The sequence below is a fragment of the Paenibacillus helianthi genome (assembly GCF_001909055.1).
Classification (GTDB): domain Bacteria; phylum Bacillota; class Bacilli; order Paenibacillales; family Paenibacillaceae; genus Paenibacillus_AQ; species Paenibacillus_AQ helianthi.
This window is the reverse complement of sequence record NZ_LVWI01000048.1, coordinates 17,480-39,625: the sequence shown is the minus strand read 5'-3', so window position 1 is coordinate 39,625 and position 22,146 is coordinate 17,480. Positions and strand designations below refer to the sequence as shown.

The 22,146-nt window shown below is 50.3% G+C and carries 23 protein-coding genes; 10 read left to right on the top strand and 13 right to left on the bottom strand.

Annotation, left to right across the window (positions count from 1 at the left end; translation table 11 throughout):
• The first annotated feature begins 207 nt into the window (after positions 1-207).
• Positions 208-375 (top strand): MerR family DNA-binding transcriptional regulator, encoded by a 168-nt coding sequence (locus A3844_RS17965; RefSeq protein WP_083606912.1) that lies wholly within the window; start codon positions 208-210, stop codon positions 373-375.
• Between the two features lie 4 nt (positions 376-379).
• Here A3844_RS17965 and A3844_RS17960 read toward each other — a convergent pair whose 3' ends face one another.
• The 5 genes from A3844_RS17960 to A3844_RS17940 form a co-directional block, all read right to left on the bottom strand.
• On the bottom strand, positions 380-1,177 hold the full coding sequence (locus A3844_RS17960; protein WP_074082899.1) for an RnfABCDGE type electron transport complex subunit D: 798 nt from the start codon (positions 1,175-1,177) through the stop codon (positions 380-382).
• Positions 1,167-2,063 (bottom strand): FAD:protein FMN transferase, encoded by an 897-nt coding sequence (locus A3844_RS17955; protein ID WP_074108113.1) that lies wholly within the window; start codon positions 2,061-2,063, stop codon positions 1,167-1,169. Before A3844_RS17955 ends, A3844_RS17960 begins: the two co-directional genes overlap by 11 nt.
• 11 nt (positions 2,064-2,074) lie before the next feature.
• Positions 2,075-2,620, bottom strand: a complete 546-nt coding sequence (locus A3844_RS17950) for an FMN-binding protein (RefSeq protein ID WP_074108112.1) — start codon at positions 2,618-2,620, stop codon at positions 2,075-2,077.
• Between the two features lie 194 nt (positions 2,621-2,814).
• A complete protein-coding gene (locus tag A3844_RS17945) occupies positions 2,815-4,077 on the bottom strand; it encodes a sensor histidine kinase (RefSeq protein ID WP_074108111.1) in 1,263 nt (420 codons plus the stop codon).
• Positions 4,067-4,753, bottom strand: coding sequence for a response regulator transcription factor (locus tag A3844_RS17940; protein ID WP_074083318.1), 687 nt, complete (start codon positions 4,751-4,753; stop codon positions 4,067-4,069). The genes A3844_RS17945 and A3844_RS17940 overlap by 11 nt, the downstream gene beginning before the upstream one ends.
• Before the next feature lie 451 nt (positions 4,754-5,204).
• On the opposite strand from A3844_RS17940, the gene A3844_RS17935 reads away from it, so the two are divergent.
• Positions 5,205-5,600 carry a MerR family transcriptional regulator gene (locus A3844_RS17935; RefSeq protein ID WP_074100218.1) on the top strand — a complete coding sequence of 132 codons (396 nt, stop codon included), beginning with the start codon at positions 5,205-5,207 and terminating at the stop codon, positions 5,598-5,600.
• A gap of 15 nt (positions 5,601-5,615) precedes the next feature.
• On the opposite strand, the gene thyX is transcribed toward A3844_RS17935, so the two are convergent.
• Positions 5,616-6,323: an FAD-dependent thymidylate synthase gene (gene thyX, locus A3844_RS17930; protein WP_074108110.1), complete on the bottom strand. Its 708-nt coding sequence runs from the start codon at positions 6,321-6,323 to the stop codon at positions 5,616-5,618.
• Between the two features lie 145 nt (positions 6,324-6,468).
• On the opposite strand from thyX, the gene A3844_RS17925 reads away from it, so the two are divergent.
• The 6 genes from A3844_RS17925 to aroB all read left to right on the top strand — a co-directional run bounded on the left by A3844_RS17925 (position 6,469) and on the right by aroB (position 10,310).
• Positions 6,469-6,987 carry an NUDIX domain-containing protein gene (locus A3844_RS17925; protein WP_074082908.1) on the top strand — a complete coding sequence of 173 codons (519 nt, stop codon included), beginning with the start codon at positions 6,469-6,471 and terminating at the stop codon, positions 6,985-6,987.
• A complete protein-coding gene (locus A3844_RS32815) occupies positions 6,984-7,130 on the top strand; it encodes a hypothetical protein (RefSeq protein ID WP_167374698.1) in 147 nt (48 codons plus the stop codon). The genes A3844_RS17925 and A3844_RS32815 overlap by 4 nt, the downstream gene beginning before the upstream one ends.
• 2 nt (positions 7,131-7,132) lie before the next feature.
• Positions 7,133-7,981, top strand: coding sequence for a GNAT family N-acetyltransferase (locus tag A3844_RS17920; RefSeq protein ID WP_074108109.1), 849 nt, complete (start codon positions 7,133-7,135; stop codon positions 7,979-7,981).
• A 21-nt stretch (positions 7,982-8,002) separates the two neighbouring features.
• Positions 8,003-8,488 carry a GNAT family N-acetyltransferase gene (locus tag A3844_RS17915; RefSeq protein ID WP_074108108.1) on the top strand — a complete coding sequence of 162 codons (486 nt, stop codon included), beginning with the start codon at positions 8,003-8,005 and terminating at the stop codon, positions 8,486-8,488.
• Between the two features lie 15 nt (positions 8,489-8,503).
• A complete protein-coding gene (locus A3844_RS17910; RefSeq protein WP_244169794.1) occupies positions 8,504-9,055 on the top strand; it encodes a YoqH family protein in 552 nt (183 codons plus the stop codon).
• 112 nt (positions 9,056-9,167) lie between these two features.
• Positions 9,168-10,310, top strand: coding sequence for a 3-dehydroquinate synthase (gene aroB / locus A3844_RS17905; RefSeq protein WP_074100222.1), 1,143 nt, complete (start codon positions 9,168-9,170; stop codon positions 10,308-10,310).
• Positions 10,311-10,414: 104 nt separating this feature from the next.
• Here the strand turns inward: aroB and A3844_RS17900 are convergent, their stop codons facing one another.
• The 3 genes from A3844_RS17900 to A3844_RS17890 form a co-directional block, all read right to left on the bottom strand.
• The gene (locus A3844_RS17900) at positions 10,415-12,094 is read right to left on the bottom strand and encodes a type 2 periplasmic-binding domain-containing protein (protein ID WP_074108107.1); all 1,680 of its coding nucleotides are present in this window, start codon (positions 12,092-12,094) and stop codon (positions 10,415-10,417) included.
• A 104-nt stretch (positions 12,095-12,198) separates the two neighbouring features.
• On the bottom strand, positions 12,199-13,809 hold the full coding sequence (locus A3844_RS17895; protein ID WP_074108106.1) for a response regulator transcription factor: 1,611 nt from the start codon (positions 13,807-13,809) through the stop codon (positions 12,199-12,201).
• Entirely contained in the window at positions 13,790-15,625 is a 1,836-nt protein-coding gene (locus A3844_RS17890; RefSeq protein ID WP_074082920.1) for a cache domain-containing sensor histidine kinase, read from the bottom strand. Before A3844_RS17890 ends, A3844_RS17895 begins: the two co-directional genes overlap by 20 nt.
• A 143-nt stretch (positions 15,626-15,768) precedes the next feature.
• Here A3844_RS17890 and A3844_RS17885 point away from each other — a divergent pair, with 143 nt between their 5' ends.
• Both A3844_RS17885 and A3844_RS17880 read left to right on the top strand, forming a co-directional pair.
• Positions 15,769-16,719 carry an ABC transporter permease gene (locus A3844_RS17885; RefSeq protein WP_074108105.1) on the top strand — a complete coding sequence of 317 codons (951 nt, stop codon included), beginning with the start codon at positions 15,769-15,771 and terminating at the stop codon, positions 16,717-16,719.
• Positions 16,720-16,734: 15 nt separating this feature from the next.
• On the top strand, positions 16,735-17,607 hold the full coding sequence (locus A3844_RS17880; RefSeq protein WP_074108104.1) for a carbohydrate ABC transporter permease: 873 nt from the start codon (positions 16,735-16,737) through the stop codon (positions 17,605-17,607).
• A 90-nt stretch (positions 17,608-17,697) separates the two neighbouring features.
• On the opposite strand, the gene A3844_RS17875 is transcribed toward A3844_RS17880, so the two are convergent.
• From A3844_RS17875 to A3844_RS17860, 4 genes are all read right to left on the bottom strand, one after another.
• Positions 17,698-18,174, bottom strand: coding sequence for a DUF2231 domain-containing protein (locus A3844_RS17875; protein WP_074108103.1), 477 nt, complete (start codon positions 18,172-18,174; stop codon positions 17,698-17,700).
• Positions 18,175-18,191: 17 nt separating this feature from the next.
• On the bottom strand, positions 18,192-19,529 hold the full coding sequence (locus tag A3844_RS17870) for a sensor histidine kinase (RefSeq protein ID WP_083606911.1): 1,338 nt from the start codon (positions 19,527-19,529) through the stop codon (positions 18,192-18,194).
• Complete coding sequence (locus tag A3844_RS17865; RefSeq protein ID WP_074108101.1) at positions 19,516-20,211, bottom strand: response regulator transcription factor; 696 nt, start codon at positions 20,209-20,211, stop codon at positions 19,516-19,518. The genes A3844_RS17870 and A3844_RS17865 overlap by 14 nt, the downstream gene beginning before the upstream one ends.
• A gap of 130 nt (positions 20,212-20,341) precedes the next feature.
• Positions 20,342-22,123, bottom strand: a complete 1,782-nt coding sequence (locus A3844_RS17860) for a hypothetical protein (RefSeq protein WP_074108100.1) — start codon at positions 22,121-22,123, stop codon at positions 20,342-20,344.
• Positions 22,124-22,146 lie beyond the last annotated feature (23 nt).

Sequence of the window (22,146 nt, the reverse complement as noted above, 5' to 3'; positions counted from 1 at the left end):
CAACTAGCGGAGGCACAGCTTTGTTGAATGAATAAATGCCTACTTAACCAAGGGTACTAAAGCATGTTTAACAACTAATGATCGATCTAGCAGGAGATTGCTTGGATTAAGTCTACTTTTTCCACTATAGACCTTGTTTCTACTGAAGGTGGACCACTTAAGCCACTCACTACTTCAGGTATGCAAAAAACAGAGGGGAGAACAGGCATGGAAGGAATGGCACGCGGCGAACTGGCTCAGCGGACCGGCTTGAGCATGGCAACTATCCGCTACTATGAGGACAGCGGCATTCTGCCCGTCCCCGAGCGGTTAGCAAATGGCTACCGGATCTACTCCGAAGATTATCTGGTAAAGATTCCGGCGGATAAGGAGTAAACGGTTATCTCGTCAGCAGCTGTGTGCGATAAGAAGGTCTTGTTCTTGCGTAGTGATACAGGTTCCCGGCAAGCAATCCCACAAATAAGTAGATCAAACCGCCGAAGTATGCATACACCATAGCCCCCGCAACAGCGCACAGGATACCGAAAATGATTTGATCTTTATACTTGGCCGGTGAGGTAGGCGGGTCCGTAAGCATAAACAGGGCAAAGAACAGGCTGGCATTGATATAAGGAATCCTCAGGGCATCTGTGGCGTCACCGAACTGGAATATTCCCATGATCAGCAGCAGGACGAAATATGTGCCGAGAAAGGAAAAGACCAAAGGGAATTTATTCACACGCTTAGTCACCAGATAACCGCCTATTACAGGGAAAATCAGGCTCCAGGCCGGAAGGTCGCCGAAGGCCCCCCACCAGCTCTGTCCGGTTTGAAAGAGCAGGCTGGATAACAGCAGGCCGAGAGCCGCCGGATTGAAAATGGCTTTTTTCTTATTCACAAACACATATTTCGGTACAATGGCGAGCAAGGCAGTTGCAGCGACAATGATCCATGAAGCACTTGTGCTTAGGATCAGAGCGACGATAAGTCCTGTGATGACGGCGCTATAGGGAGGAGTCCGTTTCTTTTTGACCAGAGAAGTGCCTAGCATGTCAGCGGCGACGGATACACTGACGGCAATGCCTGCGTTAACTACGCCTTTAATATCCATTGTTCCGGCTGAAGCCAGCAGGACATAGGCAAGCATGCATAGGATGACATAGCCTTTTGGTGTTTTGATCCATTGTTTAACTTTCAATGTCTATCCCTCCAAGCGTAACTGTTGTTAAATCGGAAGTAATAAAGAGTGCCTTGAGATTCACCTGCTCAATGAACGCTGTCCCATGCTTCACCCCTGACAAGAAGCTCGCTGTCGAGAAGGCGTCTGCCATCATGGCATAAGGGGCAATTACACTGCAGCTAACCATTTCATGCGGGGATTGCTTGCTGCCCGGGTCGATAATATGATGAGTTTCCGGGTGGATAGAGCTTCTGCGTTCATAGCTTCCGGAAGTGCAGATAGCTTCATTTGAAAGTTCAACCGTGTGGATGATTTGTTCCTGATGCACAGGATGCTGAATGCCGATCTTCCACTTGCTCCCGGTTTCAGCGAGGCCTCCGGCATACAGGTCGCCCCCGGCATTGACGACAAAACCATCAAAAGCTTGCAGCTCATGTGCGGCTAAATCAATGGCAAAACCTTTGGCAACCGCTCCTAAATCAATGACCAGCGGCTTCTGTAAATATAGCGTATGCTTCTCCTCGTCCAGGACAATATCCCGGTAGGAGGCGGAAGCAGAGGTGAAGTTGTGAATCGCTTGCTGAGTCAAGTAATGCTCATTAAAACCAAGGTCCTCCAGCGCCTGCCCCACGGTGGGGTCGAATAGGCCATCCGTCCATTCAGCCACCTCCAGGGCAAACTTCAGCGGCTCAAATAAAAACGGGCTAACCGGCACAGGGGTCTGAATCTGCTGCGTAGTCTGCATCAGCTCACTATCCGGGCTAAACCGGCTGCAGGCCTGCTCAACCTTGCGAAAGGCTTCGAAGGCCCGATCCAGGGCCGCGGCAGCGGCTATATCCTGTGCTCTACCGGTAATAACCTGGATCTCGACGGTGGTATCCATAAACAATTTTGTTCTCTTCATGTTACCCTCCGTTAAGCGTTCAACGCTTGGTCAAGCGCATTTTGGATAGCGTCCCTGAACGCCCTGGTGCTATAGGTTGCGCCTGATACATTGTGCACCTTAGCGCTCTGATTCTGTATAATCTCTTGGGGTAGTCCGGCTATATAGTCTTGGGAGTAACGCATTCTGTAATCACTGATTTCTACGCCCGTAATTTTATCATTCTTAATGCTCACCGCGACCTGAACGGACCCCCGCCGGTTATTTCCTGCGCCGTAGAAGGTTCCGTTTATATATTTGCTTTTGACCGTAGGCGCGGGGGTGGGGGTTGTAGCCTTGGACTTAACCTTTGTACTGGCCGGCTTGCTGGTCGGTTGGCTAACATTAACGCTGACCTGACTGCCCGCCGGTTGGCTATCCAGCTTGCTGCCCTGATTGCCGGATGAACCGCTGACCTGGCTGTATGGTACGGGCTGCTGAATAGCCGCCAGTGTGTCCGTTGTGAAATAGCCTGCAGTGTAGATCGCTCCAATGGCTGCGGAACACAGGATGACCCACTTGCTGTTCATCTTTGCCATATTGATTATCCCTCCAATAGAATGCTTGTGTGAATGTTTTAAGTATAAGAAGGGATTATTGAAATTTTCTTAAAATATAAGAAAGTATAAGTTTCACCCGATACTTTATCCTTATATTTCTCGCTGAAACAGATACCGTCCTTTTGAGGACGGCGCAGCCGTTTCTACTTGAAATGACACAGCCGGAGAGCAGGCTACAGCTTCTTGGGGAAAATGAGCTGGAACTCCGTTCCGCTCCCCTCCTGGGAGGTGACATGAATCGTCCCTTTATGAGCAAGCACGATCCATTCGGCGATAGACAGGCCAAGACCTGTTCCGCCTTCGGTGCGGGACCGGCTTTTATCCCCGCGATAGAAGCGTTCGAACACATGTGGAAGATCGTCCGGGCTGATTCCGCAGCCGCTGTCTTTCACAAGGACTCGGACAGAGTGAGGGGAATTGTGGCAGGTCAGCTTGATGGAGCCGTTCGGCGGTGTGAACTTCAGCGCATTATCCAACAAAATAATAAACAACTGCCGCAGGCGGTTGTCATCACCCTCGATTTCGGCAGGCTGGAACTGGGAATGGATCTGAATGGACCTCATTTCAGCCAGAAGCTCAAACTGCTCGGTGATCTCTTGAAGGAGAAGATGCAGCGGAACCGGGGCGGTGTGAATCTGTAGCTGGTTGGAGTCTGTTCTTGCCAGGGTCAGCAGATCGTCAATCAGCCGGCCCATACGTTTACTTTCTTTTAGGATCAGCGCAATGTTCTGGCTCTCCTCTTCAATGGTGTGCTGCGGATGACGGAACAACAGCTCGGTGCGGGTCAGAATCACGGCAGTTGGCGTGCGCAGTTCATGGGAGGCGTCTGCAACAAACTGCTGCTGCTTGTTCCACGACCGGCGAATCGGCACAAGGGCATGTCCCGCCAGGAAGAAGCCGATGAGTACCGAAAAGAGTACACCCGCAGCGCAGCCTATGACAAGGTCCATGCGGAGGGAGTCCAGCATTTTGTTCTCCTCTTCCAGATTCCTGACCACAACCACATAAGCGACATGAGAGGCTGCGAAAGAGCCAGCCGTTTCTCTAGAGGCATTAGCAAAACCCAAAGTCAGATAATCCCGGCCGTCACCAGTCTTCACAGTCTGTAATGCCCCCCCAGCGGCAGCATCCTTAAATCTCTGGGCCTCTTCACTTGTGAAGTCATGCTTCGGATATTGTATAATCAACTTTCCTTGCCCGTCCCAGAAAAAATAGGAGGTCCTCCGGTCGGCATCCGGTTCGGGATGATCTTCTTGAAGCATTTGGTCGATGGATGCATTTTTCATAGTTTTGGCTGTATTCAGAATAGCTTCATCTGCTTCGTGAAATAACCGGTAGCGGAGCTGAGTATACAGGGCCAAGCCCGATACAAGTAAAATCAATACAAGGATTGCCGAATTCAGCAGCACCAACTGGCGGCGGGTTTTACTGAACATGATCTTCTCCCTTCAGCAGATACCCCACTCCGCGGATCGTCTTCAGATAGAGGTCGCCTCCATAGGGAGCCAGCTTCTTGCGCAAATGATGGACATAGACATCCACGGCAGAGGAGGCCGATTCCGAATCGAAACCCCATATCCGTTCGAAAATTTGCTCTCGCGATAAAATTTGATCTTTATTGCACAGCAAAAATTCCAACAGCTCATACTCTTTTGGTGTAAGCTTCAAGGCCTCCTCGCGGGCAAAGGCGTCTCTCAAAGAGGAGACCAATTGAATCTCTCCGCATGTCATATTGCCCTCCAGATTAACGGTTCCCCGGCGTCGTAACACGGCCCTTGTTCTGGCGAGCAGCAGGGTCGCGGCAAAGGGTTTAGTCACATAATCATCCGCCCCGGCATCCAGTCCCTTCACAGAGTCCTCGACACTGTCCTTTGCCGTGAGCATAATGATGGGTGTCGCCACTTGCTTTTCCCGCAGCCGTTTGACGATTTGAAGACCGTTCATTCCCGGCAGCATGATATCAAGTACAATAAGATCGTAGCTCCCGTTCTCCGCCAAGTAGCAGCCCTCATCTCCGTTCGAAGCCCCTGTTGCTTCGAAGGATTCATTTTCATAGATTTCAATGATCGCTTCTAGCAATGGAAGTTCGTCTTCAACAATTAGTATTTTCATCGGAATCACCTCTGATTTCATTCTGTTTCCATAGTATCAGTTGCAGATTAATTGTTTATTAAGAAGAGCCAATAGCAGCTTGACCTTGGAGTAAGATAACTTAAGAATCTATCCCCGTGAATCGATGATTCTCTGAATAACAGGGAATTCATGGGATCGCGTTATTCAATTTTTAAGTGCAGCGTAAGTAGGTGGAAAAAGGAAACCTAATCGCAAAAATCCGCTCCTTAAAGAAGGTTAGTTGGAATTAATATACTTATTTCGGGCTCTTTTACCGCATATTGGACAATATGGACGGATTAACTCTACTTTTTCCCACTAATGATCGATCTAGCAGAAAATTGCTTGGATTAAGTCTACTTTTTCCACTATAGACCTTGTTTCTACTGAAGGTGGACCACCTAAGCCACTCACTACTTCAGGTATGCAAAAAACAGAGGGGAGAACAGGCATGGAAGGAATGACACGAGGCGAACTGGCTCAGCGGACCGGCTTGAGCATGGCAACTATCCGCTACTATGAGGACAGCGGCATTCTGCCCGTCCCCGGGCGGTTAGCAAATGGCTACCGGATCTACTCCGAAGATTATCTGGTAAAGATTAAGTTCATTCGGGATGCCAAGTCCCTGGGATATTCGCTTAAAGAAATTCAGGAAGTGCTGCATATGCTCGGCCAGGACATGGATGCTGAGGCCCTTAGAGAGCGGGTCCGGGGCAAAATCATGGAAATCGACGAACGGATTGCAGCGATGCGTTCCATTCAGAAGTTGCTTGCCGGACTGCTTCAGACGCCAAATGAAGAGGTTCACGATTATCTGAAATCCTTCCATCCGGCGGATAAGGAGTAATAAGCAACAAGTCTGTTATTTGGACAGCAGCTCTTCCACCGCTACGGGGAACAATGATTTTACGATATCCAGGATGGCCTTCGCGTAGTCCTGGATTTCCTTTTGGGCATCATGCTCCAGCCGCTGGTTCAAAAAATGGGCAACGGACTGCAGGGAAGCCGTCCAATACCAACGCACGTACAGGCCGTAAGCCGCAAGGAACAGTCTGGCCTGCTCAGCGCATATGCCGTCAGCTAGAGCAGCTTCGTATTTCTGTATGCCCAACTGGACGTATTCCATAAGCTCTTGTGTATATTTCTCACCTAGCTCCCATGCTATCAGGTCACCGCTGCCTTGTTTGGAGTTCTCCGGTGCACTTCTCCACTGTCCGGCAGATGGAATATAAAAAGCGGGTTCTTCTGTAATGTATCTGCGGCTCGATTCATTCCACGCCTCCAGGCTATCTCCGGTGCCCTCATAATGGGCTGAACCTACAACGTATTTCCACCACTGCCTGGCGACCATGAGCGGAGCATATATTTCCAGCTGGATTACGGCATGTCTGAAAGGCGAAGTATGGCCTTCCCGTGCGAGAAACTGAATCAGCCGGATATCTTTTTCCGTCAGTGCTTCAGATTGTTTGGCATAGGATACGCGCGCCGCATTCACAACGGTCAGATCGCTGCCCATATGGTTAACCAATCGGACATAGCCCTTGTCCAGTACGTTAATATGCAAAATCATTACCCCCTAATAATAGTAAGCTCTCTAATTCTTATTCTGGAATGGGAGGGTTCTTTCCTGCAAATGGAAGTCCTACACTTATCTATTCCCAACACGCATGGTATAATTTCCCTTATAGATATCCTTACTATAGAGGTGAACTTGGATGCAGCTTAGACAAATGGCCGTAGCCTTCTTATTGAATGAGCGCAGAGAGATGTTATTTCTGCAAAAGAAATCCACCAGCGCTTTTCTTCCCGGACAGCTCGTTCCCATCGGGGGGCATATGGAGGGGGAGGAGATCAGCGAACCGAAGCGGGCTTGCCTCAGAGAGATTGAGGAAGAGACAGGTCTGGCGGAACACGCGCTTGCCGGTCTGGAACTCAGGTACATTGTGCATAGAATCAAGGATGAGAGCGAAATTCGCATACAGTACATTTTTACAGGAGAGGTACAGTCTGGCAGCAGATTGATGGAGAGTGATGAGGGGCGGCTGATGTGGGTGGATTGCGGTAACGTATTGAACCAGCGGGTTACAGCCTCTACCAAAGAGGTCGTACGGCACTACCTTGAAACGGGAATACATAATCATACAACGTATATCGGCACTATGCACGGCTTACAGGGACAAGCTGCAATGAGCTGGGCGGTGCTGGAAGATTGGGAAAGCAGGGGGAGTCTATGAACCGAACGGTGAGTATTTTGGGTGTGTCATTCTCCAAGCTGACGCTTAATGAGACGATCCTTCATCTAACTGAACAAATCGGGAGCCGGAGCGACAGGCTGTTTCATCTCATTACCACCAACCCGGAAATGAAGGAGAAGTAGAGATGGAGCAAGAGAATAGCAAACCAATATTGCAGCTCGTTTCGCTAATTTCAACGGGAGCAGAGGATTTTGTCAGAGAGGCTTTTGCCAAACAGAAGGTAACGGTTGTGTACCATGAAGAGTCCGGGGATAATCAGGGTGTGTTCTGTTTGGCAGAGGACGACGATTGCGTCATTGCTTATGCTGCTTTTATTCGAACGGACGGGATCGGCTCATTGTTGAAAATGATAGAAGACAGTATTAAGCCGTACATAGCAGAAGAGTGCAGAGAATTGTGCTGTAATGTATACGGTGGAAATAAAGAAATTATTGAATGTATAAGATCGCTTGGTTTTACCTCGGATATGGAGGGGTATCAGTTCAAGTATGACTTATCCTCTCCAGGCTCATTGGATGAAACTTCTGTATTGTGGGAGCAGGGGTTCACACCGGATATGCTGGAGCCGTTTATTGTTTTATTTGACGGGGCCTATCATCAATTACTTCAAGACAATGGATGGGAAACAGACCGGTACCAAAAGAACCCTGAGCACTTTCTGAGAGCACTTACCCGGTATGAGTCGGCCGGGGGAGTCCGGTCCTTTTGGCTGCAGAGTCAATTGGTTGGGGCGTATATTTCGGAAGGTCAATATATCCGTGATGTCGTTGTTGCTCCTGAATTTCAGAACCGGGGATTTGGGCGAATCCTCCTGCAGAGCTGTGTTAACCGTATGAGCAGTTTGCTGCCAGGGGGACCTATCTATTTGCGGGTGGCAGCAAGCAACCAGGGGGCTAAACGGTTCTATGAAAGAAATCATTTCGTGGAATGCTGCTATTTTGCTGAGCACACCTATCCCCGTCCAGATTGCTAAATGAGGAAGGAGAGATGCCGGATGATTCGATTGTGTGAGAAGAAAGACGAGGAGAACATGTACCGGATTATCAACGATGCCGCTAAGGCATACCAGGGGGTTATTCCGGAGGACCGGTATCATGAACCTTATATGAGCAGAGCTGAACTCGATCACGAAATGAAGGATGGAGTCGTTTTTTGGGGATTTGAAGACAAGGGAGAACTGTGCGGTGTGATGGGAATTCAGGACAAAGGCGAAGTAGCCTTGATCAGACACGCCTATGTTCGAACGGCCCAGCGCCAAGGCGGCATCGGGACAAGACTGCTAACGCACATCATAGAACGTACAGATAAGCCCATCCTGATCGGTACGTGGGAAGCGGCAGATTGGGCGATTTCCTTTTATACTAAGAATGGTTTCAATCTTGTGCAGCCAGACGAGAAAAGAAATCTGCTGAACCAATACTGGAATATTCCGGAGCGCCAGATCGAAACGTCTGTTGTTCTAAGCAATAAAGGCTGTTAGAGGTAAGGAGATCTTATGCTAGAAGGCCTTAATGTATGGCATAAGCGGCATATTCGTGGATGGCGTGGGGAAGAATATCCTTTCGAAAAAGGAGGGAGTACCATCAAAAAACCACTGTTATGGATTTGTGTCCTGCTGCTGGCAGCTATATTCCCAGTGGCCGTACAAGCCGCACCCCCAGAGAGTAAGTATCCTTGCAGTCTCATACTGAGTGCCAAAGAAAATATGCCGGTCAACGCCAAAGGTGTAGCTCTGGTTTATCGTGTACTTAGGGATGTCGGAGGTGAGCGGACAAGCTTGAGCATTCACGCCCAATACTTACCGGAGCCAGCCTCCTTAGGAAATTACGACAGGTATGAGGGATTTGCTCAAGTGGCGGGTGAGATCAGCTGGCGATTCCGTTTGCATCCGGCTCCTGCAGGAACGGAGAATCCAACCTGGGCTGGCCGGATTGATGATATCACAGGTCCGCTGGAGCGTGCTTCCGTACAGGTCCGTCTATCCAACTCTACAACGAATACCCTGGGTCCCATCGTTCTGGAGAGTGTTATGAGCAAGTGTAATTGATGATAATGTTGCTACTCGATAAGTAAAGCATGCAGGGAGAAGCAGGAGAATTTTCCACTTCGGGCGAATGTACTCTACATCATGTCCAAGTCTGGGGAAAAGAGGTTGTGCCATGTCCCGAAGCTTTCAGGTTGTACTAAAAAAGGTGGTCGATCACTCCTATGCGATTGAGATTGGTGAGCGGCTGTTTGATTCGCTGATTGAGGATTTACAGCAGGGGCTAGTGCCGAATGTAAGCAAATATGCGATTATTACGGATTCCACGGTGGAACCGCTCTATGGGCGGCCTTTGCTTGAACGGCTGCGTCTAAACGGTTTGGAGGCGGACTTGTTTTCTTTTCCGGCGGGGGAGACCTCGAAAACCCGGGAAACCAAGGCCCTGCTGGAGGATCAGCTGCTGCAACGCGCTTATGGGCGGGACTCCTGCATCATCGCCGTGGGCGGCGGAGCTGTGACCGATCTGGCCGGATTTCTGGCCGGGACCTTTGGTCGGGGAGTACCGAGCCTGAATTATGCAACCACCCTGCTGGCTGCAGCGGATGCGTCGGTCGGCGGCAAAACGGGTGTGAATACGCCGGTGGCCACGAATCTGATCGGTGTGTTTCACCAACCGCGCAAGGTATACATAGATTTAGCCGCTTGGCGCACCCTTCCGGCCCGTGAATTCAGAAGCGGCTTGGCCGAAACCATCAAGCATGCCTGCCTGGGGGATGCCGGTTTTTTCAGCGATCTGGAGGAGAATCTGGGCAAGGTCATATCGGATCGCGGGCAGCTGGTGCTTGATGCCGGAGTTTGTGAGCGGATTGCGCTGGCCAACTGCCGGATCAAATACGAAGTAGTGGAGCAGGACGAGCATGAGAGCAATCTGCGGCAGATTCTGAATCTGGGCCATACGGCCGGCCGGGCGCTCGAAGCAGTAAGCGGTTATACGCTGCTGCATGGAGAGGCCGTTGCGGTGGGACTGGTGATCCAGGCGAAGCTGGGAGTGAAGCGCGGGTACATGACCGAAGAACAGGCAGAGCGCGTCATTGCACTGCTTAAGAAGGCAGGATTACCGACGGACATTCCAGATCAGGTCTCGAACAGACAACTGATGGACAAGATGTATACGGATAAAAAAGTGCGCAGCGGCCGCATCCGGTTTGTGTTCCAGGACGGTATCGGGGCGATGAAGCGTTTTGCAGACGGCTCGTATTCGGTTCCGGTTGAGGAAGCAGAGGTTATGGAAGTGCTGGAAGAGATGCGTCAATTGTAGGAAATGAGCCCAAAGCAAAGGCAGGACCCGGCAGCATTCATAGCTGCCGGGTCCTGCCCGTTTTTATTAGATACTGCTCTACTCCAATTATTCCCGGCTTCTAATTATTTGGCAGATACCGATTTGTACCAATCGTTAACTTCCTTCGTGATTTGATCGCCGCCGTTAGCTTTCCAGTTGGTAACGAATTCGTCAAATGCATCAACCGGCAATTTGCCGTAGATGATTTTGTTGAAGGTTTCCATCTCGGACTGGCGTAGCAGATTCCACTTGGAGACCATGGTCGGCGTAGCTGCACCTGTGAAATAGTTTTGCTTGCGGATATCTTTCTGTGACATTACGATCTTGGCGGCTGCCCAGTTTTCCGGCTTGCGGAACTCAGCCATTTGTTTCTCATAAGGGGTTACCGGTTTTTCGCCGTCTGCCAGCTTAACGAGTGTTTTCATGTACAGATCAGGAATACGGGCCGGACCGGTCAGGAACGGGAACTCATTGTTGAAGTCCTTAATCTTGTCTTTATCGCTGGTAGGCTGGCCATCAATGATATCCCAATCGTAGCCCTTGGCAAAGCCGTATTCATATGGGCTGCCTGCGGCCGGATTCGCCACGTTATCGAGCAAATAGTTATAGTACAGGAAGATAGCTTCCGGATGCTTAGCATCTTTATTGATCATGATACTGGCATTTACACCGGAATTCTGCCATTTAGTGCCGATCTTGCCATCAGGTCCGGCAGGAATGGGGTAAGCTTTGTACTTAGATCCCGGCACATTCTTAAGCAGATCGGGAGCGGGCCAGTCTGGAACCCATTGGGCTCCCGGCAGAATGCCTGCCATGCCTTTGGTCCAGCTCTCAGCGGATTTCGCTTCATCCCACAGAGCGGAGTCGGCATGGATATAGCCTTTATCCATCCATTCCTTCAGCTTTGCAAGGGCTTGCTTGGCACCCGGGTTCACAGAACCATACTCCAGATTGCCATTCGCATCCATGTTCCATTGCTCCTCGATGGTTCCGTAAGCTCCGAATAGCCAGTCGAGCGAGCCCATCCAGGTGTTTGTGTTATTTTTCAGCGAAATGGCCAGTGGATACACTTTATCGGGAGCCAGACCGTCAGGGTTCTGGTTCTTGAATTTGTCCATGATATTGTCTAAGTCGGCAATAGTCTTGGGTGCCTTAAGATTCAGCTTCTCCATCCAGTCCTCACGGAGCCAGAGCAGGGTATCGTCATTGTCGGTATATTCCATGATCGGCATATTGTATTTCTTGCCGTCTCTCATGAAAGGATACCAGAGCTCAGGGTGTGCAGCAGCATGGTCTTTCAGTGTCTTGTTGGCGTATTTGTCAAACAGATCATCAATCGCAATGAACTGGCCGGAATCAATCAATTGATTAGTCAGCACCGGATTGGTAGGTACGGATACGAAATCCGGAAGCTTCTCGCCCGAGGAGATCGCTAGCTGAAGCTTTTGCCGGTATTGGTCGTCATTCGCGGGATACCAGGTATCTTTATGCTTGATTCCCAGAGTCTCCAGCATCCAGCGGTCATGTACATTGTTTTCCTTCGTGTCGCCATGGGCGTACTTCTTCGGCATAAGTACTGAACTGATCTCAATCGGCGGATCGTATTTGCCTTTGGCGAAGGCAGCGTCGGCTTCAGAGGTAGTTGCACTATTGGAAGCGGCATTGTCTTTGGGTGCCTTCTCATTGGATGTTCCGTTACAGGCTGTAAGTGTGACGAGAGCTGTGACAGCGAGCAACGAGCCTAATTTTTGGAATGTATTCATTCATCATGTCCCCCTACTGTGTATGATGCTTACATGTGTACTGTACCAACTTTGAGGGGAGGGCATCTATATGAGTTTCTTAGTTTTGATAGGACTCTATCATGCTATTTTTTCCCGTCCCTGTATTCCTGCGGTGTCACTCCAAACTGGCGTTTGAATACTTTGATGAAGTAGGCGGGGTCCATGTAGCCTATGTCCGTGCTGATTTCATACACCTTTTTACCGGTAGTCTTCAGCATATGACAGGCCCGGTCCATACGCAGGCGTGAGATATATTCGCTGATGCCTTCACCTGTTTCAATCTTGTAAATTTTGGATAAGTGGGTGGGGTGCAGATTAACATGGTCTGCCAGGACCCGCAACGAAACATCCAGATGCAGATTCTTATCCGTAAACTCCTGGATCTTCTTCACGTAGAGGGAACGGATGTCTTTGATTTCGCTTGAGGTTCCCTCTTTCAGCTTGCCAAGCACGCTCAAGGACCATACTCTGAGCTTATTGATGGAAGAAAAGGCTTCCCCGCTCTGCAGCTCTTCAATATCTGTCCCCAGCAGCTTCCCGAGTGTATGTCCATTCCGGTGTGCCAGGTTGGAGAAGGCCGCCGAGATTAGGAATCCGGCCTCCATGCAGTGCTCCCAGGATTCAGGCCATTTCTCATCCAGTTCTGCACATACATCCATCAGTTTGGCCTCGGCGGCTTCCCAATGCCCGGATTCCAGCAGATGAATCAGGGAAGGAGGCGTGTAGAGGGCATCCAGCGGTCCTTGCTCTGCTTGTTCGCCGGGTTCACTGACCCGCATAACGAATTCCCGCTCATCCCCGACAATCTGACGGAAGTAGGCCGAGGCCTGGCGGAACCGGTCATACAACTGTTCAGGGAACTTGAACCATTCTGTGATCACTATAGACAGCGACCCTTTCAGGAATTGTTTTACCTTGTACTGGAGCTGTACAGACAGCTGCTCCAGAAGGCCTTCTGTCCCCAGATCTGCTGCCCGTTTCTTCAACTGAAGCAGAAAGACCAGATATCCATGCTCTTCCTTGACGCCCCAGACCTCCATGAATTCACCAATAATCTCTTCCGCCATATTAATGACTGCATATTCAATGAGCGGCTGTCCGTTATTCTTATACTGTCCGAATTCTTCCTCCATCCTGACAAGCATCAAGGCGCAGTCCCCCTGGCTGAAGGGGAGACCGTAGCTCCTCAGCTTGCGTTCCCATTCGTCGGCTGGCAGCCGCTGCCCCTGCAGAGCACTCAGAAGCAACTGGCCGCGCAGCAGCGGCAGGTTCTCTCTCAGCGTATATTGGGTCCGCTCCAGGGAGCTGACCAGCTCCCACTCCGCATTCAATTGATCAATTGCCGTTTGGACGGCACCCAGTAATTCAGGGTCTGTCGGAGGCTTAAGCAGATAATCCACTGCACTGTGCTGAATGGCAGTTTTGGCGAATTCGAAGTCCGAATGCCCGGTTAAGATGATGCATTTGATTTTCTTGTCCCGTCTCCGGATCCGTTCTATCAGTTCAAGTCCCGTCATTTCAGGCATCTGAATATCTGAGATCACAATATCTATAGGGTGCGTTTCGATGATCTGAAGCGCCTCGGTAGCGGAATATGCCTTGTGTACTTGTTCGATTCCCAGTGTGTGCCAGGGTTTGGTCATGGACAGGTTATCTACCCAGTGGGCTTCGTCGTCAACGATGATCATTTGCATGCTGTGTGTCTCCTTGTTGGTTAGTGTACAGGTGATACTCTTCCTGAGCTGGAATCTCCCAGATGATCTCTGTCCGGAAACCGCCTAGCGGTGATTCCCTGAAATACAGAAAGGATTGATTACCGAACTGGTGAATAAGCCGCTGATTCGTATTCCAAAGGCCGCAGCCCATTTCCTCGCGCAGCGGCTCCCGCATCTTCCGGTTAAGTGCTTCCTGCTGGTCCTGGCTCAGGCCCGGCCCATCGTCGTCAATATACACCCGGCAGAAGCCTTCGGTAGTCTCGCCGGTGATTCTGATTTCACCGGAGCTGTACGATTTTCCGACCCCGTGGATAACCGAGTTCTCCACAATGGGCTGCAGCAGGAGACGCGGGATAGACTGTTTTAGCATCTCTTTGGGGATATCAATATGATAATCAATTCGGCCATTGCGCAGCTTTTGAATATCCAAATAGTTAACCAGCAGTTTGACTTCGTCGTCCAAGGTGGCTGTATCCCGCTCCATCCGGGTAGTATAGCGATAGTAAGCGCTTAAGTTATAAGCCATCGATACAACGGCTTCTTCATCCTTCATTTGGGCCATATTGATAATATATCCCAGGCAATTGTAGAGGAAATGCGGATTAATCTGAGCTTGAAGCTGCTTCAGGGTAGCCTCACGGGCACGGATTTTTTCGTTGAAGACATTTTCAATCAGGTCCTGAATCTGATGAGACATATCATTGAACCGGTGGAAGAGAAACGAAAATTCGTTTTGATCGTCGGAGTGGAGGCGCACAGTGTAGTCGCCCCGCTGCACACGTCTAAGCCCTTTGATGAGCTTCTTGATAGGCTGTTGAACGTTCCGGTACAGCAGAATGGAAGCCGAGATTCCAACAACAAAGAGCAGAAGCATGGATACATAGAATAAATTACGGCTGCCGGATATAGGCCCGAGAATACGGTCAAGCGGTACAACGTCAACCAGATACCAATCCAGATTAGTGGACTTCACCGAGCTGACCAGATAATTTTTATTCTCCAGTTTCACTACATGCTGCGTGCTGTTGTCCGGTGAATGCTCATTCAGATAAGTAATCAAATCACCGGTTAGGCGCTGGTCCGCACTGCGGTTCAGGATCGGCTTATCGCCTTTGTGATAGAAGAACGGGTCCCCTTGTCCCCCTGCCTTATACGTATCCAGCATATTCTGGATATTCTCATAGCTGAAGCTGGCTTCAACGACCAGATCACTTCCCGTAAACGTACCCTGCGGAGCAATAGAATCGCTATAGAACCAGTAAAAAGCCTTGGTTTTCCCCGGATAGCCGGATTGGCCGTCGCTGTATGTCCATTTGCCGCTCATATTTTGCTTCAAGTAGTGTTCATCATAACCTGTAGGTTTATCGTAATTGGAAATGACATCCTTGTTCTGCTGGGAATATACAGCGTATCGGGAAGGCCAGATATCCGTTAACCCGGACTGGAGCATCATCTTCTCCTGAATGACATAACGGGTCTGCATATGGTCGTAACGGTCTTCCCACATATTCAGGCCATTGAATTTCCTGACATTCGGATCTTTCGAGAATACCAGGCTGAAATCCATCATCTGGTTGATCCGTGAATCGATTTGACTGGATAAAAAAGTGAGCTGTTTGGTATTGGATTCCTGGAGCTCTTTACTGACTACATCGTAAGTGACGTTATTGGAATACGTATACACGATGATGATCGGCACAAACAGCACAATGATCAGACTGTTCATTTTGGCGAACAAACTAAATCTGCTCCAGGATTTTTCCTTAGCGAAGTTAATAGCTTTACTTAGACCCATCTTTGTCCCCCCAGACGATGCCCTAATAAATCCCTATGCGAGCCTAACAAAGTAATATAGTCAAACCTTAGAAATGCTTGCTACTATTTATATCAGAGATTCATACAACACACAAAATAATTTTTTGAAAGCGGGAGAGAGCGATGGAAGCTAACACTATACAGCAGGTGAATCCTGGAAAAACGCCGCGCTTATCGAGGAAAAAAGGGTATAAGCAGCCGTGGGTGCTCCACTTTATGGTGCTGCCGGCGGCCGTTATGGTGTTTATTTTTTCTTATGTTCCCATGGGCGGAATTCTAATGGCCTTTCAGGATTATAAGCCGGCGCTCGGATTCGCTGATTCTCCTTGGGTGGGACTCAAACATTTCGAATACATGTGGCAGAACGATTACTTCCTGCAGATTACATGGAACACCCTGTTCTTCGCCTGCTCCAAAATGGTGATGAACCTGATTATCCCGTTCTTCTTCGCCTTACTGCTGAATGAGGTCAGAAAGATGGCGCTCAAACGAACCATTCAGACGCTTGTCTATTTGCCGCACTTTTTATCCTGGGTTACCCTGTCGGGAATTCTGATTGATATGCTTGCCCAGACGGGCCTTATCAACCAGTTCATCTCCAGTGTTTTCGGTGTGAAGCCGATTTTCTTCCTGGGTGACGGCAACTGGTTCCGGTTCACGATCATTTTCAGTGATGTCTGGAAAGAATTCGGGTTCAACATGATTATTTTCCTGGCCGCGCTGTCCGGCATTAATCCCTCCCTGTATGAAGCGGCGGAAGTGGATGGGGCAGGGCGCTGGAAGCAGACGATTTATATTACCATTCCGGCGTTGATTCCGATTGCCATCGTGGTGGCAACCCTGGCGCTGGGCAACGTGATGAACGCGAACTTTGACCAGGTGTTTAACCTCTATAGTCCTTTGATCTATCAGCAAGGGGATATTATTGACACCTTTGTCTACAGAGAGGGTCTGCTCAGCGGACAGTTCAGCTTTGCCACTGCGGTGAATCTGTTCAAATCGGCGATAAGCCTAATCTTGATCGTGATCTCCTATCGTCTGGCATACCGGTTTGCCGGCTACAGAATCTTTTAGAAAGGATGACATCCTATGTATCACAAAACGGCGTCTTACCGCATATTCAGCGTATTCAATAATGTCTTCCTGACGGTTATTTCCGTGCTGTGCCTGCTTCCGCTATATCACTTGCTGATGGTATCACTCAGTTCGACAGCTCCGGCCAATGCCGGGATGGTGACCTTTTGGCCGATCGGATTTACCCTAGAAGCCTACACAAAAACATTTAATAACAGCAACTTTCTCTCCGCCCTGTGGGTGTCTGTAGAACGGACCGTGCTGGGAACGGCGCTTGCCCTGGTTGTGAATACCATTGCTGCATACGCGCTCTCCAAGGAAACCCGTGTATTCCGGGCCCGCAATATTTATCTCTGGTATTTTGTCGTCACCATGCTGTTCAGCGGCGGTCTGATTCCCGGCTACATTCTGATTCTGAAGCTTGGGCTGATGGATTCCCTGATGGCACTGATCCTTCCGGGACTGGTGGCTGTGTTCAATATTATCCTGCTGCTGAATTTCTTCCGTACGGTGCCCAAAGATCTGGAAGAAGCCTCCTTTATTGACGGGGCAGGGCAGTTCCGCACCTTTTATAGCGTATATCTGCCGGTGTCCCTGCCGGTTCTTGCCACGGTATCCTTGTTCATTATGGTCGGACATTGGAATTCGTACTTCGACGGGATTATCTATATCAAGGATGCCTCTAAGCTCCCGCTGGCGACCTTTATGCAGACAATTATTGTGCAGGCAGATATGTCGCAGATTGATCCGAACGTCGTGGCCAATCAGTCGCAGCGTACCCTCCGGGCGTCACAGATTTTTATAAGCGCCTTGCCGATTTTAATGGTTTATCCTTTTTTACAGCGGTACTTTGTAACCGGGATTGTTGTCGGTGCTGTAAAAGAATAGCGATGCCAGGCGGCAGCATGCCAAACAGGACGTTCATCACAACGAAGCCGGTGCTCACCTTGTATAGGGGGCACCGGCTTCTTATCGCTGTTACTTATGATTACCTTGCACAGGAGGATTGACTGCAGCGCCGTTGGCTGAGACGCCCACGCCATCTGTGTACACCATTTTCCCGCCGTAATATCCGGTTCCCAGCACAAGCCCGCAAGCGACAAGAGAGACGGCTAAGTACAGCACCAGCGGAACTTTCACAAAAGCCCGCTTGCCCTTCCAGAACATTATCAATCTCCACACAACGATCAGAGAAGCTGCCCAAGCGGTCAGAGTAGCGAGTGTCTCGTGAGGCTCAATAAATGAAGTCACGCCGCGGGCATCATCATCCGGTCCGGTTGCTATAGCGACCCAGGCACCCGCTGCAGCAAGAAGCCACATCCATAACCCTCCGGCAGGATTCAAAGTGCGTTTTTTCAGGGCCACCACCAGATCATATCCAAATCCGATGAGGATCAGAGCGATAGGGAAATGTACAACAATGGGATGGATGTGGTTAAAGACTTCAGTAAACATAGTAATACCTCCATTTTCTACTTGAGTGGTTGCCTAAGGATTCGCTGGGTTTCAGGTAGGATGACCGTAAATATGCTCCCCTGATGAAGGGTGCTGGTTACGACGATTCTGCCACCGTGCCGGCTGACGATCTCGTGTGCAATGGCGAGTCCCAGTCCGGTGCCACCATGCTCTCTTGTGCGGGCTTGATCTACCCGGTAGAACCGTTCGAACAAGTGGGGAAGATCCTCCTCGGGAATCCCGCAGCCCGTATCCTGAATGATTACATTCACAGTGCCGTTGTCATTCCGGGAAAGCCCCAGTGTGACTGTGCCTCCCTCCGCAGAGTATTTGATTGCATTGTCCAAAAGAATATAAAGCAGCTGATCAATCTGTTCACTGTCGCCCAGACAGGTAAAGGTATCTTCCGTGTTGCCGATATGGAGCTGCAGCTGCACAGTTTTCTCTTGAGCCACCAGCTGCATTCTTGCGGCTGCAAAAGAAAGGCTATGCTTCAGGTCGAATAACTCTCGTCTCATCTGCTGCAGAGGGGAATCGTTTCTGGCCAGCGTGAGCAGTTGTCCGGTTAAACGTGTCATGCGCTGTATTTCTTCTTTCATATCCTGGAGCACCGTCTGATGGACCGGTGAAAGCTTGTGCTGTTCCTCTTCCAGAATGTCCACCGACAGCTGAAGTACACTTAGGGGTGTCCTTAGCTCATGGGAGGCGTAAGCGGTGAACTTTTGCTGCCGGATAAACGCATGGTTGAGGGGAAGCATAGCCCGGCCGGCTAGTATATATCCTATGATTGTGGCCACCGCCAGCAGGAGAAGAGTGATCCCGATGAGGAGCAGCCTCATCTCCTTCAATAAATGCTCCTGTTTGCTCACCTCTTCCCCGAGCAAGAGAAACGGATGTTCTTCATCACCTGTCATCACACGCAGTACCGCATAATTCGTCCTGTTGTTACCCGAAGAGATGCTCAGATGAATGTAGCTTTTACTCCCTTGGGCATCCAGCAGCTTCTGGAAGGAAGGCTTGAGCAGCAGGTTATTCCCCTCTGGCGAATGAACGAAGATCGTCCATGAAGGATCTGTAATGACTGCAAATTGGTCACTTTGCAGATATTCCCATTCCATCCGGTGGCTGTCCGTCTGGCGCTGCTCCCGGATTTCCTCCTTATCCTGCGGCCCCGGTGAATGATTACGCCATTCGTTTACGGCCTTTTGCCCGGCGGACTCCAGATTATGCCTCTCATCCCTGTGCATCACATCGGTCAGTACCCAATAGAAGGAAGCCGCCATGATGAGCAGAATCAATCCAATCATAGTGCTGTAAAAGATGGTTAATTGCCTGCGGGTGTTAGGTATCATCATGGACAGCTCCGGTATCTACCAGGCGGTAGCCTCTTCCGTGCACACTCCTGATCAATTTCACAGGGAAGGGGTCATCGACTTTTTTGCGCAGCAGCTTGATCACCGCATCCACCGCATTCAGAGTAACATCGGCATTGTTACCCCATACATAATTAAGAATCCGCTCTCTGGACAGAACCTCATTGGGGTGACGGGCGAAAAACTCCAAAAGCTGAAACTCGCGGTTAGTCAGGGTGAAGGTAACCCCAGCACGTTCTGCTTCCTGTGTGGCCGGGTTCAGCCGCAGGCCGCTGACCGTATACTGGTTCACATAACCCTGGGTTTGTTTTCTGCGGTCCAGGGACGTAATACGGGCCAGTAGTTCTTCAAAGGCGAAAGGCTTGATCATATAGTCATCCGCTCCGGTAAGCAGTCCGCTGACGCGGTCCTCGATCTCGCCGCGTGCCGTCAGCATCAGAATGGCCGTGTTGTCATTCAGTCGGCGCTGCTGCCTGCATAGTTCAAGGCCAGTTTTGCCGGGAAGCATCCAGTCCAGAATGTAGAGATCGAATTCTGCAGAGGAAAAGAACAGTTCCGCTTCATCCGAGTTGCGGGCCCATTCTGCCAGATGGCCTGCAAGCTGCAGTTTATATTGGATCATATACCCGAGTTTGGTATCGTCTTCTACTAATAGAATACGCATGGTTGCCTCCTCAGCCGCTCTTTATAAGGCTCATTATATCCCGTAATAATGAAAAAATAATGAAATCATTGCAGACATCAAAAGGAGCAGCGTGCATGACCACGCTGCTCCAACAATAGTATTAGAGTACTTAGGGGATTGGATTCATACTCCCCAATGACTCGACTACAAATACAGGCACGTACTGCTCCCCTGTATCGGTTCCTACATAATCGAATCTATACTGGAATTGGCCGGTTGCCAAGGCGGGACCCGTAACCGTACCCACATTTCCTTGCAGGGCCAGGAAGCGCCCATTCGCGCTTACTACGGGTCTGCCGTTGGAATCGATATAAATATCAACCTTCAGGACAACGGTCTCCAGGGGGTGAAGCTCCAGCTCAGAAGCGTCCACAAGCGGATACTCCTGGTAGATTTCAGAGAACTGGTAGACTCCATTCGTCTGCCGGAATATGGCAGTACGGCCCTCCGAACCGTCTCCCATATCTGCATTGGTGACACGGATGGAAGCATCGTCCGGTTGGAACTCGTAGCTGTTGCCGGCAAACGAGAAGAGCAGGGAGATTCCTTCAGGCCTGATGGTGTAGGCCGTGAAAGAGGTCCGCCCGTCTTGGCGGCTGCCTGCGGCGACTACCACCGGCACTTCAGAGTAGACGGACAATGGGTCATCAAAAGCAAGGCTGCGGAGACTTTCAAAGCCGGGTATCGGATCTCCGGTCCGTGTAGTTACGGTGCCGTCATTCCTTAAATCCGCATAGTAGAGGCGTCCGCTGCTGTCTGTTCCGGTTACGGCGAGCTTTGCGCCGTAACGCCCGCTGACGGAAACAACATGCGTATACTTACCAGGCTCCTCCCCGCCGGGCAGCAGGCGGACGGGTTCGGCAATGTTCCACGCAAGCTGTGCTGCGGAGATTTCAGCACCCGTGTCCTGAAGCTGGGCCAGGTCGCTGTAGCGCTGAATGGCCTCCGCGTACCCGCCGCTGCGTACCAGCATCGCGGCGCTTCGGAGCAGCTTGGAGGTGGTACTGTCAATTAGAGTCAGCACCTTCGAGGCAGCAAGGCCAGCCGAGGCGGCATATTTGCGGTACGCTGCAGCATGCGTAGAGAAGGCGGCAATCTGATCGCCGTCTACATCCTTACGCAGAATGAGCTTGGCGCTCATTTCAATCTGGCTGGCTACCCAGGGAGCCGTATAGCTGTGGCTGCTATAGGCATCGGTAAGGGATAAAGCGTAATCCAGCATGGGGGAGAAGCTGCCTGCCGCAGCAAGCGCCTTCAGCTGGGCGGTGTCATGCGCTTTGAACTGTGTGGCCAGCAGATCTTTTTTGGCATCAGCTCCGCCTAGATACACATCGGGAATTCTCAGCAGATTCCATTTGAAGCTGTCTCCATCATTATCGGTGCTGCTGCCGCGCTGGCTTGCCGCCAGTTCGGCAAGAAACTGCGCCTTGAACTGCTGAAAACCTATCCCCAGCCGATCCGAAATGCCTGAATCTCCTGACAGCTGGCGATAATAGGTTTCATAGGGTCCGCTTGGTTTCATATATTGGCTCTTCAGACTCAGCAGAGAGGCATAGCTCTCCATAAAACCGCCAAAATCCTTGGTCGTCAGCTGGTCTTCAATCTTTAGTGTAAGTGTGCTAAGACTACTGCGGATCGCCGTAATCGGAGCCAGCTCCTTAAGTCTCGCGGCAATCTGGTCTTCCTTGTAAAGAATGGAAGCATTAGCGGCTGCCAGGCGGTAACGCTTCTCGGCGGCAATCAGATCTCCCGAGGCATAGAGCCGCTCGGCTTCCCGCACCGTCTCGATCTTGCTGTGAAGCCTGAGAGCCTTCTGCCCCAGCAGGGCCAGCATGAATATACACAGAATGATCATAAAGTTCCGCAGGGTTAAGACCTGTTTGATCGTCATATTATAGTAGCCCCTTTTCCGGC

What these genes read in the sequence shown, in the direction of transcription:
- A3844_RS17965 (WP_083606912.1), top strand. Translation starts at nt 208, where the DNA reads ATGGAAGGAATGGCACGCGGCGAACTGGCTCAGCGGACCGGCTTGAGC.
- A3844_RS17955 (WP_074108113.1), bottom strand. Translation starts at nt 2,063, where the DNA reads ATGAAGAGAACAAAATTGTTTATGGATACCACCGTCGAGATCCAGGTT.
- A3844_RS17950 (WP_074108112.1), bottom strand. Translation starts at nt 2,620, where the DNA reads ATGGCAAAGATGAACAGCAAGTGGGTCATCCTGTGTTCCGCAGCCATT.
- A3844_RS17945 (WP_074108111.1), bottom strand. Translation starts at nt 4,077, where the DNA reads ATGTTCAGTAAAACCCGCCGCCAGTTGGTGCTGCTGAATTCGGCAATC.
- A3844_RS17940 (WP_074083318.1), bottom strand. Translation starts at nt 4,753, where the DNA reads ATGAAAATACTAATTGTTGAAGACGAACTTCCATTGCTAGAAGCGATC.
- A3844_RS17935 (WP_074100218.1), top strand. Translation starts at nt 5,205, where the DNA reads ATGGAAGGAATGACACGAGGCGAACTGGCTCAGCGGACCGGCTTGAGC.
- thyX (WP_074108110.1), bottom strand. Translation starts at nt 6,323, where the DNA reads ATGATTTTGCATATTAACGTACTGGACAAGGGCTATGTCCGATTGGTT.
- A3844_RS17925 (WP_074082908.1), top strand. Translation starts at nt 6,469, where the DNA reads ATGCAGCTTAGACAAATGGCCGTAGCCTTCTTATTGAATGAGCGCAGA.
- A3844_RS32815 (WP_167374698.1), top strand. Translation starts at nt 6,984, where the DNA reads ATGAACCGAACGGTGAGTATTTTGGGTGTGTCATTCTCCAAGCTGACG.
- A3844_RS17920 (WP_074108109.1), top strand. Translation starts at nt 7,133, where the DNA reads ATGGAGCAAGAGAATAGCAAACCAATATTGCAGCTCGTTTCGCTAATT.
- A3844_RS17915 (WP_074108108.1), top strand. Translation starts at nt 8,003, where the DNA reads ATGATTCGATTGTGTGAGAAGAAAGACGAGGAGAACATGTACCGGATT.
- A3844_RS17910 (WP_244169794.1), top strand. Translation starts at nt 8,504, where the DNA reads ATGCTAGAAGGCCTTAATGTATGGCATAAGCGGCATATTCGTGGATGG.
- aroB (WP_074100222.1), top strand. Translation starts at nt 9,168, where the DNA reads ATGTCCCGAAGCTTTCAGGTTGTACTAAAAAAGGTGGTCGATCACTCC.
- A3844_RS17900 (WP_074108107.1), bottom strand. Translation starts at nt 12,094, where the DNA reads ATGAATACATTCCAAAAATTAGGCTCGTTGCTCGCTGTCACAGCTCTC.
- A3844_RS17895 (WP_074108106.1), bottom strand. Translation starts at nt 13,809, where the DNA reads ATGCAAATGATCATCGTTGACGACGAAGCCCACTGGGTAGATAACCTG.
- A3844_RS17890 (WP_074082920.1), bottom strand. Translation starts at nt 15,625, where the DNA reads ATGGGTCTAAGTAAAGCTATTAACTTCGCTAAGGAAAAATCCTGGAGC.
- A3844_RS17885 (WP_074108105.1), top strand. Translation starts at nt 15,769, where the DNA reads ATGGAAGCTAACACTATACAGCAGGTGAATCCTGGAAAAACGCCGCGC.
- A3844_RS17880 (WP_074108104.1), top strand. Translation starts at nt 16,735, where the DNA reads ATGTATCACAAAACGGCGTCTTACCGCATATTCAGCGTATTCAATAAT.
- A3844_RS17875 (WP_074108103.1), bottom strand. Translation starts at nt 18,174, where the DNA reads ATGTTTACTGAAGTCTTTAACCACATCCATCCCATTGTTGTACATTTC.
- A3844_RS17870 (WP_083606911.1), bottom strand. Translation starts at nt 19,529, where the DNA reads ATGATGATACCTAACACCCGCAGGCAATTAACCATCTTTTACAGCACT.
- A3844_RS17865 (WP_074108101.1), bottom strand. Translation starts at nt 20,211, where the DNA reads ATGCGTATTCTATTAGTAGAAGACGATACCAAACTCGGGTATATGATC.
- A3844_RS17860 (WP_074108100.1), bottom strand. Translation starts at nt 22,123, where the DNA reads ATGACGATCAAACAGGTCTTAACCCTGCGGAACTTTATGATCATTCTG.